At 42.6% G+C, this 15117-nt stretch carries 12 protein-coding genes; 5 read left to right on the top strand and 7 right to left on the bottom strand.

The window, feature by feature from the left end:
- Positions 1 to 8: 8 nt before the first annotated feature.
- Entirely contained in the window at positions 9 to 1010 is a 1002-nt protein-coding gene (locus tag H5158_RS03940; protein ID WP_182739491.1) for a 4-hydroxyproline epimerase, read from the bottom strand.
- Positions 1010 to 1192 (bottom strand): hypothetical protein, encoded by a 183-nt coding sequence (locus tag H5158_RS03935; RefSeq protein ID WP_145234469.1) that lies wholly within the window; start codon positions 1190 to 1192, stop codon positions 1010 to 1012. Before H5158_RS03935 ends, H5158_RS03940 begins: the two co-directional genes overlap by 1 nt.
- A gap of 269 nt (positions 1193 to 1461) precedes the next feature.
- Between H5158_RS03935 and H5158_RS03930 the strand changes: the two genes are divergently transcribed.
- The 4 genes from H5158_RS03930 to H5158_RS03915 all read left to right on the top strand — a co-directional run bounded on the left by H5158_RS03930 (position 1462) and on the right by H5158_RS03915 (position 6393).
- A complete protein-coding gene (locus H5158_RS03930; RefSeq protein WP_145234472.1) occupies positions 1462 to 2751 on the top strand; it encodes an FAD-binding oxidoreductase in 1290 nt (429 codons plus the stop codon).
- 25 nt (positions 2752 to 2776) lie between these two features.
- The gene (locus tag H5158_RS03925; protein ID WP_182739490.1) at positions 2777 to 3997 is read left to right on the top strand and encodes a Xaa-Pro peptidase family protein; all 1221 of its coding nucleotides are present in this window, start codon (positions 2777 to 2779) and stop codon (positions 3995 to 3997) included.
- 144 nt (positions 3998 to 4141) lie between these two features.
- Positions 4142 to 4789: a DsbA family oxidoreductase gene (locus H5158_RS03920; RefSeq protein ID WP_138554903.1), complete on the top strand. Its 648-nt coding sequence runs from the start codon at positions 4142 to 4144 to the stop codon at positions 4787 to 4789.
- Between the two features lie 191 nt (positions 4790 to 4980).
- A complete protein-coding gene (locus tag H5158_RS03915) occupies positions 4981 to 6393 on the top strand; it encodes a YfcC family protein (protein WP_145234478.1) in 1413 nt (470 codons plus the stop codon).
- Between the two features lie 89 nt (positions 6394 to 6482).
- On the opposite strand, the gene ppiC is transcribed toward H5158_RS03915, so the two are convergent.
- The 5 genes from ppiC to H5158_RS03890 form a co-directional block, all read right to left on the bottom strand.
- Complete coding sequence (ppiC, locus tag H5158_RS03910) at positions 6483 to 6761, bottom strand: peptidylprolyl isomerase PpiC (RefSeq protein ID WP_145234480.1); 279 nt, start codon at positions 6759 to 6761, stop codon at positions 6483 to 6485.
- Positions 6762 to 6823: 62 nt separating this feature from the next.
- Positions 6824 to 7735: a hypothetical protein gene (locus H5158_RS03905; RefSeq protein WP_182717618.1), complete on the bottom strand. Its 912-nt coding sequence runs from the start codon at positions 7733 to 7735 to the stop codon at positions 6824 to 6826.
- 20 nt (positions 7736 to 7755) lie between these two features.
- Positions 7756 to 8181 (bottom strand): thiol-disulfide oxidoreductase DCC family protein, encoded by a 426-nt coding sequence (locus H5158_RS03900; protein WP_145234484.1) that lies wholly within the window; start codon positions 8179 to 8181, stop codon positions 7756 to 7758.
- A 43-nt stretch (positions 8182 to 8224) separates the two neighbouring features.
- The gene (ygjK, locus tag H5158_RS03895; protein WP_182739489.1) at positions 8225 to 10597 is read right to left on the bottom strand and encodes an alpha-glucosidase; all 2373 of its coding nucleotides are present in this window, start codon (positions 10595 to 10597) and stop codon (positions 8225 to 8227) included.
- Positions 10587 to 12356, bottom strand: a complete 1770-nt coding sequence (locus H5158_RS03890) for an MFS transporter (RefSeq protein ID WP_182739488.1) — start codon at positions 12354 to 12356, stop codon at positions 10587 to 10589. Before H5158_RS03890 ends, ygjK begins: the two co-directional genes overlap by 11 nt.
- 68 nt (positions 12357 to 12424) lie before the next feature.
- Between H5158_RS03890 and H5158_RS03885 the strand changes: the two genes are divergently transcribed.
- Positions 12425 to 14926 carry a hypothetical protein gene (locus H5158_RS03885; RefSeq protein ID WP_182739487.1) on the top strand — a complete coding sequence of 834 codons (2502 nt, stop codon included), beginning with the start codon at positions 12425 to 12427 and terminating at the stop codon, positions 14924 to 14926.
- Positions 14927 to 15117 lie beyond the last annotated feature (191 nt).

The raw sequence follows: 15117 nt of genomic DNA, 5'->3' as shown, positions 1-15117 counted from the left end.
GCTCCTCATTAAATTACTTGAAACCCAAATGCGTATGGGTCATCGTCATCTACGGTGATAGCACTTGTGCCCGTCACCCTAGACCAACCTTGAATACTTGGTAAGATAGCTGTTATGCCTGCGATCTCTGTTACGTGTTCAATGCAACCAATAAACTGGCTGCCAATATAACTTTCGTGAATAAAATTTTGCCCTTGAGCCAACTGCCCTTTGGCAAATAGCTGTGCCATACGGGCGCTGGTGCCTGTTCCACATGGCGAGCGATCAATGGCTTTATCACCATAAAAAACTGCATTTGCGGCGTCTGAATTGGCATTTTTTGGGGTGCCTGTCCATAAAACATGGCTTGCGCCTTGAACGGTTGAGTCAAGCGGATGAACACATTTAATTTTGGCGTTTATTGCATCACGCACTAGCGGGCTATATTGCAAAATTTGCCCAGCCGTTAAATGTTCAATGCCTTTATAATTACCTTGCGGTTCAACAATAATGTAGAAGTTGCCGCCATAGGCGATATCTACTATCAGCTCGCCCAATTCAGGCACTTCAATAACTATCGACTTATGTGCTAAATACGCAGGTACATTATAAATTTTTACCCACTGTACTTTGCCATCACTCATTTCATAGTTGATCTGGACACGCCCAGCAGGTGTGTCTAGCAGCAGAGTTCCCGGCACTTTTGCCTGTAACAAACCATGCTCTAAAGCAAACGTAACGATACCCATTGTGCCGTGGCCGCACATAGGCAAACACCCAGATGTTTCAACAAATAAAATAGCGGCATCGCCGTCTTCCGTGGTCGGTGGATATAAAAATCCGCCCGACATCATGTCGTGACCGCGAGGTTCAAACATCAGTGCTTGGCGGATCCAATCGTGATTTTGCAAAAAATCTTGGCGCTTCTCACTCATGCTCTGCCCGCTCAATTGCGGGTGACCACTGGTTATAAGCCTAACTGGGTTGCCGCAAGTATGGCCGTCAATACAAAAAAAACTTCCTTTACGCATCACTTAGCCCACTTTAATTTTGTTAGGTTAGTAGGGCTTGCTATAGCCAGTGCAATCATGCCGTGAACAGCTTTGTTGATCAGTTCATCGCTCATGTTTGCTGTTGTTGCAAAGTTAATGGAGTCGTCTGCACTAAACTGAGCCATTACTGCTGCACAGACTCCTTGCCAAGTTACTGTCATTTTAATTACCTGATTGATGTTTAGGCTTGATATCATAGGTATATTGTATACAATAATCAATATCCCACCTTAAAGTTTGTTAAAAGGTTTATCTTCTGAGGCTCTTTTGGGATTGGGAATAACTACTTAAGAAACTGAAAAACAATGCTTATTTACTGATTTAATACAGCGGGATTTTTTTCATAAATCACTGTTTAAAGTGAGATGCAATGTATACGCGCCTACAAATCAAGTGTTTGGTATTACTTTTATAGAAGAGGTAAATTATTTTGGCGGATAAAAATAAACAGCAAGTCGCCGTTATAGGAGCTGGTATTATTGGCATTTGTAGCGCATTACAACTACAACGAGCAGGTTTTGCAGTCACCTTGTATGATGAAAATGGTTTAGCGCAAGGCTGCTCTAAAGGCAATGCTGGACACTTTGCGACTGAGCAAGTGTTTCCGCTTGCGCACCCTTCACTATTAAAGAAGCTACCCGGTATGTTATTCAATCCATTAGGGCCGCTACGGATTGATTGGCGTTATGGCTTTAAAGCCCTACCTTGGTTTTGGCAATTTGTTAAAAACATGCCAAGCAAGACTTATCGCACTAACACACAAGCACTTAAGGCGTTAAACCAACTAGCGATCCCCGCTTATGAGCGCTTACTCAGTGAGTATAATTTAGGCCACTTACTAACTAAAAAGGGCAGCTTACTGACTTTTGAGACCACCCCTCTTAGTAAAATTAACGCTATGCTGCGCAGCTACCTTGATCAGGGTATTGAGGTGGAGTTACTTGATGGCGAACACGTGCGTCTACTAGAGCCCAATTTAGCTAAAACCATTACCTACGCTTTATTATTTAAAGAGGTGGCTCACAGTGTTGATCCGCATTTATTTTGCCTCAACTTAGCAGAACAATTTAGCGCGTTGGGCGGCCAATTTTGCCAACAAAAAATCACCTCGATACAGCCTGCAAAGCAAGGTTATACACTCAGTTGCCAAAATCAAATTGTCACAGCGAATAAAGTAGTCATCGCCGCAGGCGCATGGAGTAACACACTATTGAAACCTTTAGGCTACAAAGTGCCGCTTGATACTGAACGTGGTTACCATTGCATGCTAGCCAGTAATTACGGGCTTTCACGCCCTGTGGCCTCTGCCGAGCGTCACTTTATTATGACTCCCATGAGCCAAGGCCTACGCATTGCTGGCACGGTAGAATTTGCCGGCACCAAACGAAAAATGAATAACAAACGCGCATTAGCATTATTACCCAACGCTAAAGCATTACTGAATAGATCAGCCTTTTCATTACATGCTAACAGTACCTGGATGGGCTGTAGGCCATCGCTACCGGATTCATTGCCCGTTATTGGTAGCGCCCCGAACCACGATAACCTGTACTTTGCTTTTGGCCACCAGCACTTAGGATTAACCCAAGGCGCCGTAACCGCAGAGCTAATAACCGCACTGTGTTTAAACCACCCGCCGCAAATAGATATACACCCTTATTGTGTGAGTCGCTTTTCAACGCAACCCGCTTGCAGTAAAGCACAGCCACACGCACAATAGCCGCATATAAATAAAGGAGAGCACCATGACAACATTCGGAATTGGTACGCAAACTAAAGAGCAAGCACTCGCCGGTCTAAGCGATATGACGGGCGATTTAATGCCTATTCAGGCTGATGAGCATTTAGCGCGTATTGCCAAAGCACAAGCCTACATGCAAGCCAATTGTATTGATGCAATTTACTTAAATGCAGGCACTAACTTAACCTACTTTACCGGTATGCGTTGGTATGCCAGTGAGCGTATGGTAGGCGCAATATTACCGGCTAAAGGCGACGTACAATACATTGCCCCGTATTTTGAAATTTGCTCACTAAACGGTTTTAAAGTCATCGATGGCCCTATTCGTGGTTGGCAAGAGCACCAAAACCCTTATGCTTTATTTGTTGAAATACTCGCAGAAATGGGCATTGCGGCTAATGGCACTGTTGGCATTGACGAAAGCGCACAGTTCTTTATTTTTGATGGTATAAACAAAGCACAAACTGGCTTAAACCTAGTCAATGCACAACCTGTGACCGCTCATTGTCGAATGCATAAATCAGCCAACGAGCTGGCACTGATGCAACGCGCTATGGATATGACTTTAGCGGTTCACCAAGCAACTGCAAGTATGTTACACGAAGGAATCAGCACGAGCGAAGTTGAAGCGTTTATCAAGCAAGCACACCAAAAAGTAGGTGCTCCAGGTAACTATTTTTGCATCGTATTATTTGGCGTTGCAACCTCGTTCCCACATGGCGTGAAAGACCCGCAAATTCTTAAAAAAGGCGATATGGTACTGATTGATACTGGCTGTAAAGTACATGATTATTTATCAGATATTACCCGCACCTATGTGTTTGGTGAGGCCACAGAGCGCCAACGCCAGTTTTGGGATTACGAAAAAGCCGCGCAAATCGCCGCCTTCAACGCTGCAAAAATTGGTGCGCCTTGTGAAGCAGTCGATGCCGCCGCGCGTAGTTACTTAGCCGCGCAAGAGCTAGGTCCTGAATATCAAACGCCAGGTTGCCCCCACCGCACAGGCCACGGTATTGGCTTAGATATTCACGAATGGCCTTATTTAGTCGGCGGCAACAAAACCCCACTTGCAACAGGTATGTGCTTTAGTAATGAGCCTATGCTAGTTATACCTGATGAATTTGGCGTTCGCTTAGAAGATCATTTCTATATGACTGATAAAGGGCCAAAATGGTTTACTGAGCCTGCCCATAGCATCGAAGACCCTTTTGGTTTAGCTGACTAAGCTAGTCCATCATAACGACTGCACGGTAAACGCTTACCGTGCAGTTTAAGCACTTATTTCTGTAAATTGAAAATCCCCCCTCTTGAATTAACCCCTTCGCGCCTGCATATAGACCCGTACACACTGTAAAAAATAGGCTCACTCATGAAAAAGCTAAAAATCGACATCGTTTCAGACGTAATGTGTCCTTGGTGCATTATTGGTTATAAAAACCTTGAAACAGCATTAGCGCAATTAAGTGACGAATTTTCAGCTGAGATCAGCTGGAAGCCATTTGAGTTAAACCCAGATATGCCAATTGAAGGGCAAGATTTAAATGAGCATTTACAACAAAAATATGGCCTGAGCGAGGAGCAAGGCGACGAAAACCGCAAACGTATTTTAGAGATGGGTGAAAAAGCAGGCTTTACCTTTAATTTTGACGGTAAACGCATCATGATCAATAGCTTTGACTTACATCGCTTACTCACTTGGGCTGCCACTGAAGGCAAACAAACCGAGCTAAAACTCGCTTTATTTAAAGCCCACTTTACCGATTTAATTTTCCTTAATGAGCAAGACAACCTACTTGATGTAGTACAAAGTGTTGGTCTTGATAGAGCCCGCGCAAAAGAAATTTTAGACTCAGGCGAGTATTTCCAAGAAGTACGCAGCGAGCAAAATGCGCTACAGCAAATGGGCATTTCCTCAGTGCCAACCTTTATCATTAACGATCAATACGCCCTCACTGGCGGCCAGCCAAGCGACGCATTTGTGCAAGCATTTAAACAAATCGCCGAGCAAGAAGCGTAATAAAATGACAAGCGACGCAATTTACCTGTTGCGTCGCTTTTTAACTAACTTTCTTCTTTAACTTAGTGCCCCCCGTTACATTCCTTTACAGACTGACGTTGCTATTTTTATTGTGATTTTATAACTCGTGTTATCCTTAACAAAAAACAGCGAGGCATATCTGCTGCGCCAATTATAAAAATGGAGAACGTATGAGTAATTCTTTCAAAGTACCGCATACTTTGATTTTACTGCTAGGTATGATGGTCACTGCGTTAGTTGCTACCTGGTTAGTACCACAAGGTTTTTTTGACACAACACTCACCGAGTCTGGTCGGGAAATGGTCCTTGCGGGCACCTATCATACGGTCGCTGAACGTCACTATCTTACCCCTTGGGATTTATTAACGGCGATTCCGCGCGCCTTTGCTGCGGCGCAAGATGTGATCTTTTTTGTCTTGATTGTTGGCGGTGTACTGGCCATTGCCCGTGCTACCGGCACGGTTGATGCGTTGATTGGCCGTTTACTTGAGCGCCATGGTAAAAAGCCGCAACGACTTATATTTATGGTGGTTTTTTGTTTTGCCTTAGCATCAAGCAGTATTGGTACAGCGGGTGAATATATTCCATTTGTATTAATATTAGTCGCTCTTTGTAAAGCTATGCGCCTTGATGCAATGACAGCAGTAGGGATGATTGTAGCCGGTTACGGGATTGGTTATGGCGTGTCTGCGTTTAACCCATTCACAGTGTTAATTGCCCAGCAGATTGCTGAAATTCCTGTTTATTCTGGTTTATGGTTGCGCTTAGCGATATTTGTGCCCTTTGTACTAATTGGTTTTCATCATGTGTGGCAGTACACTAAAAAGGTGGCCGCCGATCCAAGTAAATCCATGATGCTTGATGTGCCTTGCCCTCTCAATGATCAAGCAACACCGCATTACCCTGAACTTGCACTGCGTCATAAATTAATTTTAGGTAGCTTTATTGTCACGCTAGGTGTTGCTGTATGGGGTATTGCAACCAAAGGCTGGTACTTATACGAATTAGGCGGCGTGTTTATCGCGTGGGGTGTGTTGATCGCTATTCTGGGCCGTTTATCTGCCGATGATGCTGCAAACCGCTTTATTGAAGGTGTTTCAGATCTCGTCACCACCGCTATTTTAATTGGTGTTGCCCGTGGTATTGCTTTAATCCTTGAAGATGGGCAAATATTGCATAGCTTAGTGCATGGCATGTCACTGCCATTATCTTATGTGAGTGCTGAAATATCAGCCATTGGCATGTTAGTAATTCAAACAGTGCTTAATACCTTTATTCCGTCAGGTTCTGGGCAAGCGTATGTCACTATGCCACTTATGGCACCACTGGGCGATTTAGTCGGCGTGCCACGCCAAGTTGCAGTGCTTGCGTATCAATTTGGTGATGGCTTTTCAAATATGATTATCCCTACCAATGCGGTATTAATGGGAATTTTAGGCATGGCGGGTGTCCCTTATGGGCATTGGTTCCGTTTTTGTTTACCACTATTACTTAAATTGATGTTAGCAGCATCGATTGTGCTCGTACTTGCAGTGATGTTTGGTTATGGTTTGGATGTACAACCAAGTGCCGTTGGCAGCTAAAGTTACTGGATACTTAAACGAAAAAACCACCTTTGTAGGTGGTTTTTTCGTTAAATCGAAGTCACTCGTTTTTCTAGCTAACTTTACTCTTACGTTCTATAAAGCACTTTTATCACATGCCAACCAAATTTAGTTTTTACTAAATGTGGTTCTAATATTTCTGCGCCAAAAGCCACTTTATCAAATTGCGGAACCATTTGGCCACGTTTAAATTCGCCTAAATCACCCCCTTTTTTACCCGATGGGCAAGAGGAATGTTTTTTAGCGAGCACATGGAACTTAGCGCCTTTTTTTAACTGCTGAATTATGTCTTCGGCAAGTTCTTTATGCTTAACTAAAATGTGTAATGCGTGTGCGGTGCTAGCCATGATCTATCTCTACAAAATTAAACTGAGGGGATTTTATCATAATAGATAAAAACTAGTCATTATCACTGGCCATAATAGCCAATTAAACGAATCGCGAATCCTACTTCGTCGCGATAATTGAGTTCTTCTCGGTATTCTATAAACGGCTCTAATTCATAAAACAGCCAACTGTATTTTACTTGCTGCCGGTAACGGTACGATACTGTATAGATAGTAAAGTCATCAAAACTATTCTGTACATTGGCACCAAACACTGCGGCTCGCTGCGCATCGGGTATATAACTTAAATAAACACCTGAGCGCATTTCGCTATCTATTTCGTCATCAATTTCACGGTAATTAGCAGAGACATTCAGCGAATAAAACTCATTGATCTTAGTATCACTGGAGAGCTTAATAAAGTAACCAAAGCCATCAGAGAAGTAATACTCTAAGCCGGCAGATGCAAAGTACTGCGTTTGATTAAATGTTTTATTCCAACGAAGTGCACTGCGTCCATAAAGTTGGCTACGTGATATGCCAACACGATTATCAACCTCTAAGTTAGCGGTACGCTCAACTAAAAATTGCAGCGCAGCATTTATGTCTTCAGTACCATTGTTTTGATTAGCTGGGGAGTCGGTTTCAAAAGGCAACCGGCTAAATTCGTCAGCGTCATTATCTATTATTAGATTTAAGCGGTTTTCCCAGCTAGGTAAGCTTAATGATACTTTAAAGCGTACTTCTGTTTCAGCTAGATCAGCACTGCGGGGAAGCCAGCCTAACCGCAAAAAACCTCTCGCATGGGCTTTGTTTGGGTTAACCTCTTCACCGAGTAAATCGTCTAACCACTGGGCGGTATTTTGCATCCGCAGATTAATTCTGTCGCGAACATCTACCACGATTGCAGAGTCATCATGGGTGTCATTTTGAGCATATAGTCCAGCACTAAACACTAAAAACAGTATATTAAGTTTAACCAAATAACCTGCCAACAGTCCGCCTTGTAAAGAAATTATAAGTAGTGGTGATCATACTCATGACTTGGGATCACGCAATAATTATATTTTCCAAATAAGCGATACCGGTTAAGTGCAATGGCATCATACCCCCAGTTGCGTATCCGTTTCGGTATTATTCGTAATATGTTAGCTAAGGGCCATGGCCAACCCAACTGTGAAACAACATTAATCACACCATCACTTTTGGTAACACACTGATTATTTTCAACATAGATCATGGTTTTAAAATTAGCTGTTGGGTAACCAAAGTGCGTGAGGATTGCTTGGCCTTTTAAAGACTGCACACTGCATAATTTAAAACACAGCTTTTTATCGTGCTTAATAATAAAATTACACCATGCATTACAAAGCTTACACTGCCCGTCAAAGAGTATTATTTTATTGTTTTGCATAAGCTGTTGAGCATTTATTTCACACATACTTAGCCTTTAATTGAACGTTTATATCAATATTTATTTAGCCCTACTCACACCAACGTCCTTGTTTTTGCATTATCAACAATAAATGCGCGGCACTCCACGAGAAATTAGGCGCGCCTTGTTGTTCGCCCGTCAAAGGATTGTAATTTTCGCGAATAGGAGCACTGGCCAATAAGCCATCAGCATGAGTAAGTAGTTGCTCACTGAGTTGCTGCGCCTTTTCACAATAACCGTAATGACTCATACCCACCAAACCAAAATACAGCTGATCAAGCCATACTCGACCTCGCCAATAGATATCTGCACCAAAAGCAGGGTTGCTCAAAGCCGCGCTGCCAAGTGGTACGTAGGTATTGAACTCTTTTTCATCAAGCATTACATCAACCACTTGCTGCGCTTGTTCAACCGTGGCTACTTGATTAAATAGCGGCGACCAGCCTTCAGGGCCTTTACCGCGCTTAACTAACGGCTTGCCTGCACAGCCACTTGCTAACGGTTGTGGTGCTATTTCAATGTCATAATAATAGCCAGTTGTTCTATCGAACATACATCGATTTATATACGCTCTTAGTTTGGTTGCTTGTTTTAAAAAATAACTCGCTTGGCGAGGATAATTCAGCTCTTTAGCAATTTTACTTAAATAGCGATTATCCGCTGCCATGTATGATGCCTGATCGACTGATTCTTGCAGTAATGAGTAGCCAATCAAACGCCCCGCTTTATCAAAATTTTCGGCAAAACCTACGTGCCAATCAGTGGCTTTACCGCCATTTTTTATATACTTCGCGAGTTGTTCACTGCTAATGAAACCAAACACCGCTGCATCATCTCGGCCCGACTCCCACGATGCCGCTGTTTGCGCAGGGATCTTTATCTGTTTTTGTGGATGGGCGATAAGCTGATCCTTATAATTTTCAAGACCACTTTGCGCAGCCCAACCCGTTGCTGTTTGCACCTCAAAGCGTAATTTACCGTCATCCGTTGTATGGGCCTTATCAACTGTTGCGCCATACTCTGGCACACCATTGCCATTGTGATCTCGATTAGTTAGCCACCAGTTTCTATAGCTGACCAACTTTGGGAATATTTCCGCAAGCCACTGCTTATCATTTGTGTACTCATAAACTTGCCACACAGCCCAAGCGGCTAAACTGGGTTTAGTATTACGTTCGTTCCAGTTAGTCCCATCACCACCCCGTTCAGGGCTTAAATTATAAGCCACTAAATCAGGAATAAACCCTACATCCCACGGTCTTACAGCATCATTTGCTGTTATTTGGTGCTCAAATACCGCATTGAGATTTTGCTTTGCGAGTACTGGGTGAAAAGTCGCCAGGGCAAAAGCGTGCTTATAACTATCCCACGGCCAAGTCTGATTACCGGAAAACCAGCGTCCCGTCACGGCAGGACTTACGGTATCAAAGCCAACAGCACCGGCTTTAGAACGCCAATTACCAATCAAGGTTTCAATACTTTTGACGGCTAACTTTTTATGCCTTTCATCGGCACTGGCTAACGGGCGCAGCGCACTATTAATATACCCTTGCCAACGCGTGGCACTGCGGGCTAAATACAGCTCGGGCTGGTTTAAAACATCTTTTATAATAGCCTGCTCGTTTGCCGCTTCTTGGCTATTTAATAAGTACGAATAAGTTGTGTAAAACGTGGTATCGCTATCAATTGTTGTGTCACTTGCATAGCTTAATGCTTCATGAGTGGTGTTGACTGATAGCGTTTTATGCAATTGTAACTGCGAGCTGCCAGAAGTTAGTAACTGGCCATGTGCACGCACTTTGCCAAACTTTAGCGTGATAGTATTATCACTCACTTGCCATTGAGGTAACAGTTGCGGGTATACTTCAAAAGGTGAACGCGCATCTTTTGCGATACCGTCTTGAGCTGTTAACTTACTCACTAACCGCCCTTCCCAGCGCAAAATGAGTGGTTTTTTGGTTGTGATCTGTGTTTTAACTAACGAAGTACGATTACTTACAAAACGTAACTCCATGCGAATACTTACGCCATCACCCGTTAATTCTTGCACTAAAGCACCCGGCAAGCTGTAACTATTCATGGCGAGTTTAACTTTATGACTTTGGTCTTTATAGACGCTGAGCTTTTCTAAATAAGGGGCGATAAAATTAAGGTATTCTTCGCTAATAATTGCAGGCCCGGTAAAGCTTCCGATATTGTCATCGCTTGGCAGTAAATGACCATGCCATGCACCTAAGTCAAATAATGGACTAAAGCGTTGATGCTCGCCTCTAGCAAAGTCTTGCATATAATATGGACTTCCCGTGCGATCAATTAAATTTTTATAATGACTATTTTCACCGCTCACTGGGTCATTTGCTGTGGCTTGTAAGCTCAACATCAGCATGGCAGCTATTAAAATAAGTCGCTGTTTAAGTTTCACTGTGGGTATCCTTATTATTTCGCGCTAGAAGGTAAAAACCAAAGCCAGTGAAAAGCGCGATCATTGCAAATAATAGCCACATGAGTGCCGGACGTTGCAGCTCTTTCACTAAGTAACCATAGCTCCAACCTGATAAAAAACCAGCAAATAAAAAACCCAGTGCCATAGATACAAAATAATAACCCATAAACATTGCAGCGCTATCTTTAGGGGCAATACTGGCAACATATTCTTGGCTTTTTGGCGAGGTGAGCATTTCACCCAAGGCAATCAATAAAATAACCGTGATCATGACCGCTCCGCCCAGTTGCGTCATTAATAAACCCGCGCTCATTAGCAATAACACTAAAAAAGCACCCGCAGTAACAATCAAACCACTGATCAAAACCGATATCACCTTAAATCTTTGGCATTTTACACTAACGATTATTTGTAATAATACTATGGCCGCAAAGTCTAAATTAATCAGGTACTCGGGATTAACTTGTCGGTAAACCAGCCATTGCTGGGCAAGTTGTTTACTTTGTTGCAGGGTAAAGTCGCTAGTCGCTATTTGCTCAATAAAAAGCGCTATTTCGCTCACTGGCACGTTTACTTTTAAATGCACTAATTCAAGGCGTATTGCTTCAAGCTCAGTGCTCGCTAAAGGTGATGAAAATGCATAATTGACTGATAGAAGCTGAATTTTTTCACTCAATGCTCCACTATCAACAAACGCAAAAAAATCCACTGTTGATTGACCAAAGCAACTGAGTAAAACAACTAAGTCTTGAGTGTTTGTATAATCGCGTATAAACAACGGTAAAGTGTAAAATAGCTGATTATACACAGTCCAAAACCCTGTCAATATGGCTAAGTACAAGGCAAAATTACGGTTACTTACCCGCACCGGCTGTAAGTGCCAGTTATGGCTTTGCTTAGTACTGACACTTTTATCCCACAACCAGTTTGTCCCTAACCATAGAGCAATTAATACAAAAGCTTGCGTATAACTGAGCCAACTCACGCCTGCGGTCATTAGAATAATCACACAAGTAAATAACAACAGTGCAAAGCGGCTGTTGCCTAATACTTGTTGAGCTTGTTGTAATACCTGCTTAAGGCTGGTATTTGCTTGCGAAGATGGGGTTGTTTCGCGATAAAATAGCAGCGGAATAAAGTTAAGCAAAATCCACACGGCCGACATTACAAATACCGCATCCCAGCTGATCGCACGCATATAACCGGCGACTAATGGGCCAATAAAGCCGCCCAAATTAACCATAGTGTAAAAAATACCAAACCCTAGGCCACGGTTAGTATCATTCGTGCTGCGACTTATAGTACCAACCACCACAGGTTTAAAACACGCCGCACCAAATGCCACCAACATTAAAATCATAAAGAACGAATTAAAGTCAGTTACTTGGCCTAAAAAGTAGTAACCTGGCGCCATAATTATAAAGGAAATTATAAACAGCCTTTTATAACCATACCGATCAGCCAGCGCGCCTGTTAACACCGGTAATAAATATAAAAAGAAAGGAATAATACCTTGCACAGCACCACGCTGTGCATCATTAAAGCCCACCCCACCTTGTTCAACTGGGGTAGTCATATAGACAGATGAAACCGCAAAAAAGCCATACCAAGCTAAGCGCTCAAAAATTTCCATGGTGTTTGCAATATAAAATGCCACACCAAAGCCTTTATTAGCTGGGGTTTGCTTACTCTGCTTTGCTGCTGAGTTGGTTGTTATTGGTATTTGATTATTATTCATAGTTTACTTTCACAATTAAACACAGTATTTTATATTGCATACAATATACACATAAAACAACTATAATTATGAAAAAACTCTCACTCACTTTGTTATTACTGTTACTTGCCGCGTGTCAAAAAGAGCCGCAAGCCGATACTGCGCAGACCGTACAACCACAAACAACAACGTCAAGTGCTATGGAAACTGATCCACAACAGATGCAAGTAGACCTATCAGTACAAGGTTACACCAGTACGTTACACAAAATGGACATTGCATTCTTAGGGAAAACCATCCCCTATACATATAGCGATGGCAAAATTGGTAATAGCCGAGGATATGATTGGTGGGTAAGTAAACACTTTGCACTGAAGAGTGATTTACCAAAAGAAAAAGTAACGCTGTATTTAGCGCTTTTAGAAATGGCTTATCCACACTATGTTGCACTATTCGGTATGGAGCCACCTAATATTGAACGCCAGCGTATCGCTGTAGTGTATGGTAGCAGCCGCGATAGAGTGCGCGAGGCCATGCTTGATGACGGTTTTTTAAGAGGCGTACATAAAACCGCAGGCGGCGAAACTATGTTTTATAACCGCGCAGGATATAACTTCCCAAGCCATCGTGAGCATCACCAACGCTATATTGTCATTCACGAAACCATGCATGCTTTTCACATGGCTTTAAACGGTCATTCAACCTGGGCGCCTAATTGGATCACCGAAGGCTTAGCCGACTCGGTCGCTCACCATGTTTACGATGCCAAGCAAAAACAACTGACTGTGATGGTGTTTGATCGTGCCCCTATGAATTATATTGAGACCGGTTTAAAGCAATATTACAGTGCTGATAAACCCACTCTTGAGCAAATAAACGATGATCCTGCACTTAAACGCGGCCTTAATTTTTTTATCATTCATTACCTTTTAAGCTCTCCAGAACGCGCACAATATTTTGCATATTTTGTGCAGCAACTTAGGCTTGCCAACCCACACAGTGACGCCACGCTCAGCACAGCCAATTCACTCCTTAAACACACTTTTAAAGATTGGCAGGCAATAGAGCAAGGCTTTGCTGACTTTGTGCAAAATATAAAACCCAGTTTTCATATTGTATCAGGCCCGTGGGAGCAAAATGGTAATGCTTATTGGCTACGAAATACAGATTCAAATACCTTATCTCGATTGGATATAAACCCCGCTCTCACTACTGATGTATCGCACCCAGTGATGGACTTTCCCGCACCACAAGTAAATGCGTTAATCGATCTGACAAATAAGCACCAAGTGGCTGCTTTAATTGAATTTGAACCGGCACAATTACAGCGCGGTGAAATAGGCATTGCCATGCAAGGCAAGCGCAGCGAGCAAAACCAACAATACCGCACTACGTTTATTGGTAATGAGCAAGCGAATGACGACCAATTACTAAAACTATTAATAGTAGATGCTGAGCGGTTAATAATAACCGCACGTAATTTCAAGGATTTTCAGCCTGTGCAAATCGCACTTAGTCCTGAGTTAAAAGCCGCTTTAGCTCAACACGCAACACTTGGTTTAAACCTTACATTAGGGAGCAGCCAACTAACGGTGGGCTTAAAAGCGGATAACGGGACGAATATCATTGGGCAAACATTTACCCTTGCTTTATCGACTAAAATAACAGCCGCACTCGATACACAAAAAATCAGCTTATTAAGTAAAAATAACAATCACCAGATCACACCTTACTTATTTGCAACGCCAGCTGGCGATGCTAAATATTTAAATTTAGCAGCACAAAACCAAACACAGCTTACTGATCCGTGGCTATTTACAGGTTATAAATTATTAAATCGAGTGTTTAGAACCTGCCAACAACATCAGCGCAAACTGGTTAATTGCGATGTCGAGCTGAGTAAGTTAATGGCAAAATTACCTCAGCCGAGCAACCATACAGCCATAAATGCTGAACTTGCAGTTATATTTAACCGCTATAAAACCCTATTAGGTAATAGTGGTTTTAGCGCACTCAGTGGTATTAATTCTGGTGTTTACTATCACCACAACAAAGCCTTTTTACGCGTCGAAAACCCTACCGATTTTGAGCTGCAATTGGCCGCCCAAGTTAGCTTTGCAACTGCAGGTAAGGTGCTTAACAAGCACCATCTCCGTCAGCTCTTAAAACCCGGTATCCACAACATTCACTTACCAGCGTCAACACAAGCTCAAACAATTGTTGTCGAACAAGATCTTAATTGGCAAGGATTAAATAAAACCCGTGAAATTAGTGCTGCTAATGTCCCTTTCAACGGAGTTGGGATGACACTCACTCAGACTAAAAATAACGCGGGTGATTGGCTATTTACCGCGACCCTATCAGGCCCTTATTCAGGTGCGACAACGGGGCAAATAACACTGACAGCTACGCCCTTTATACAGCTTGAAAGTGTAATGACACAAAAACACCCTGTGGAGATTGCGCCTTATGCAGTACAAAACTATCAATTTAAATTCACAGCGAGTAGCGAACCGATGTTGATCACCGTCACTGCGTTATTAGATGTCGATGGGGAGGAGATCCGACTTATCAAACGGATAAACTTATAATTTAGTTAGCAGCTAAGAAATAACCTCTTAGCTGCTTTGCTTTAGCCACAACTCAACGACCCGTTGGCACGTCCCTAATATCGCCAAATGCTTTATAAATAAAGACAAAATAGAATTTAGTCCGTAAAATTAGTATCCTTGATTTTAGTCATGGTTACATATATGATAATGCCTATCATTTACAATCATCT

It is taken from the genome of Pseudoalteromonas sp. SR45-6, assembly GCF_014163545.1.
GTDB classification, from domain to species: Bacteria; Pseudomonadota; Gammaproteobacteria; order Enterobacterales; family Alteromonadaceae; genus Pseudoalteromonas; species Pseudoalteromonas rhizosphaerae.
This window is presented reverse-complemented; position numbering and strand designations above follow the sequence as displayed.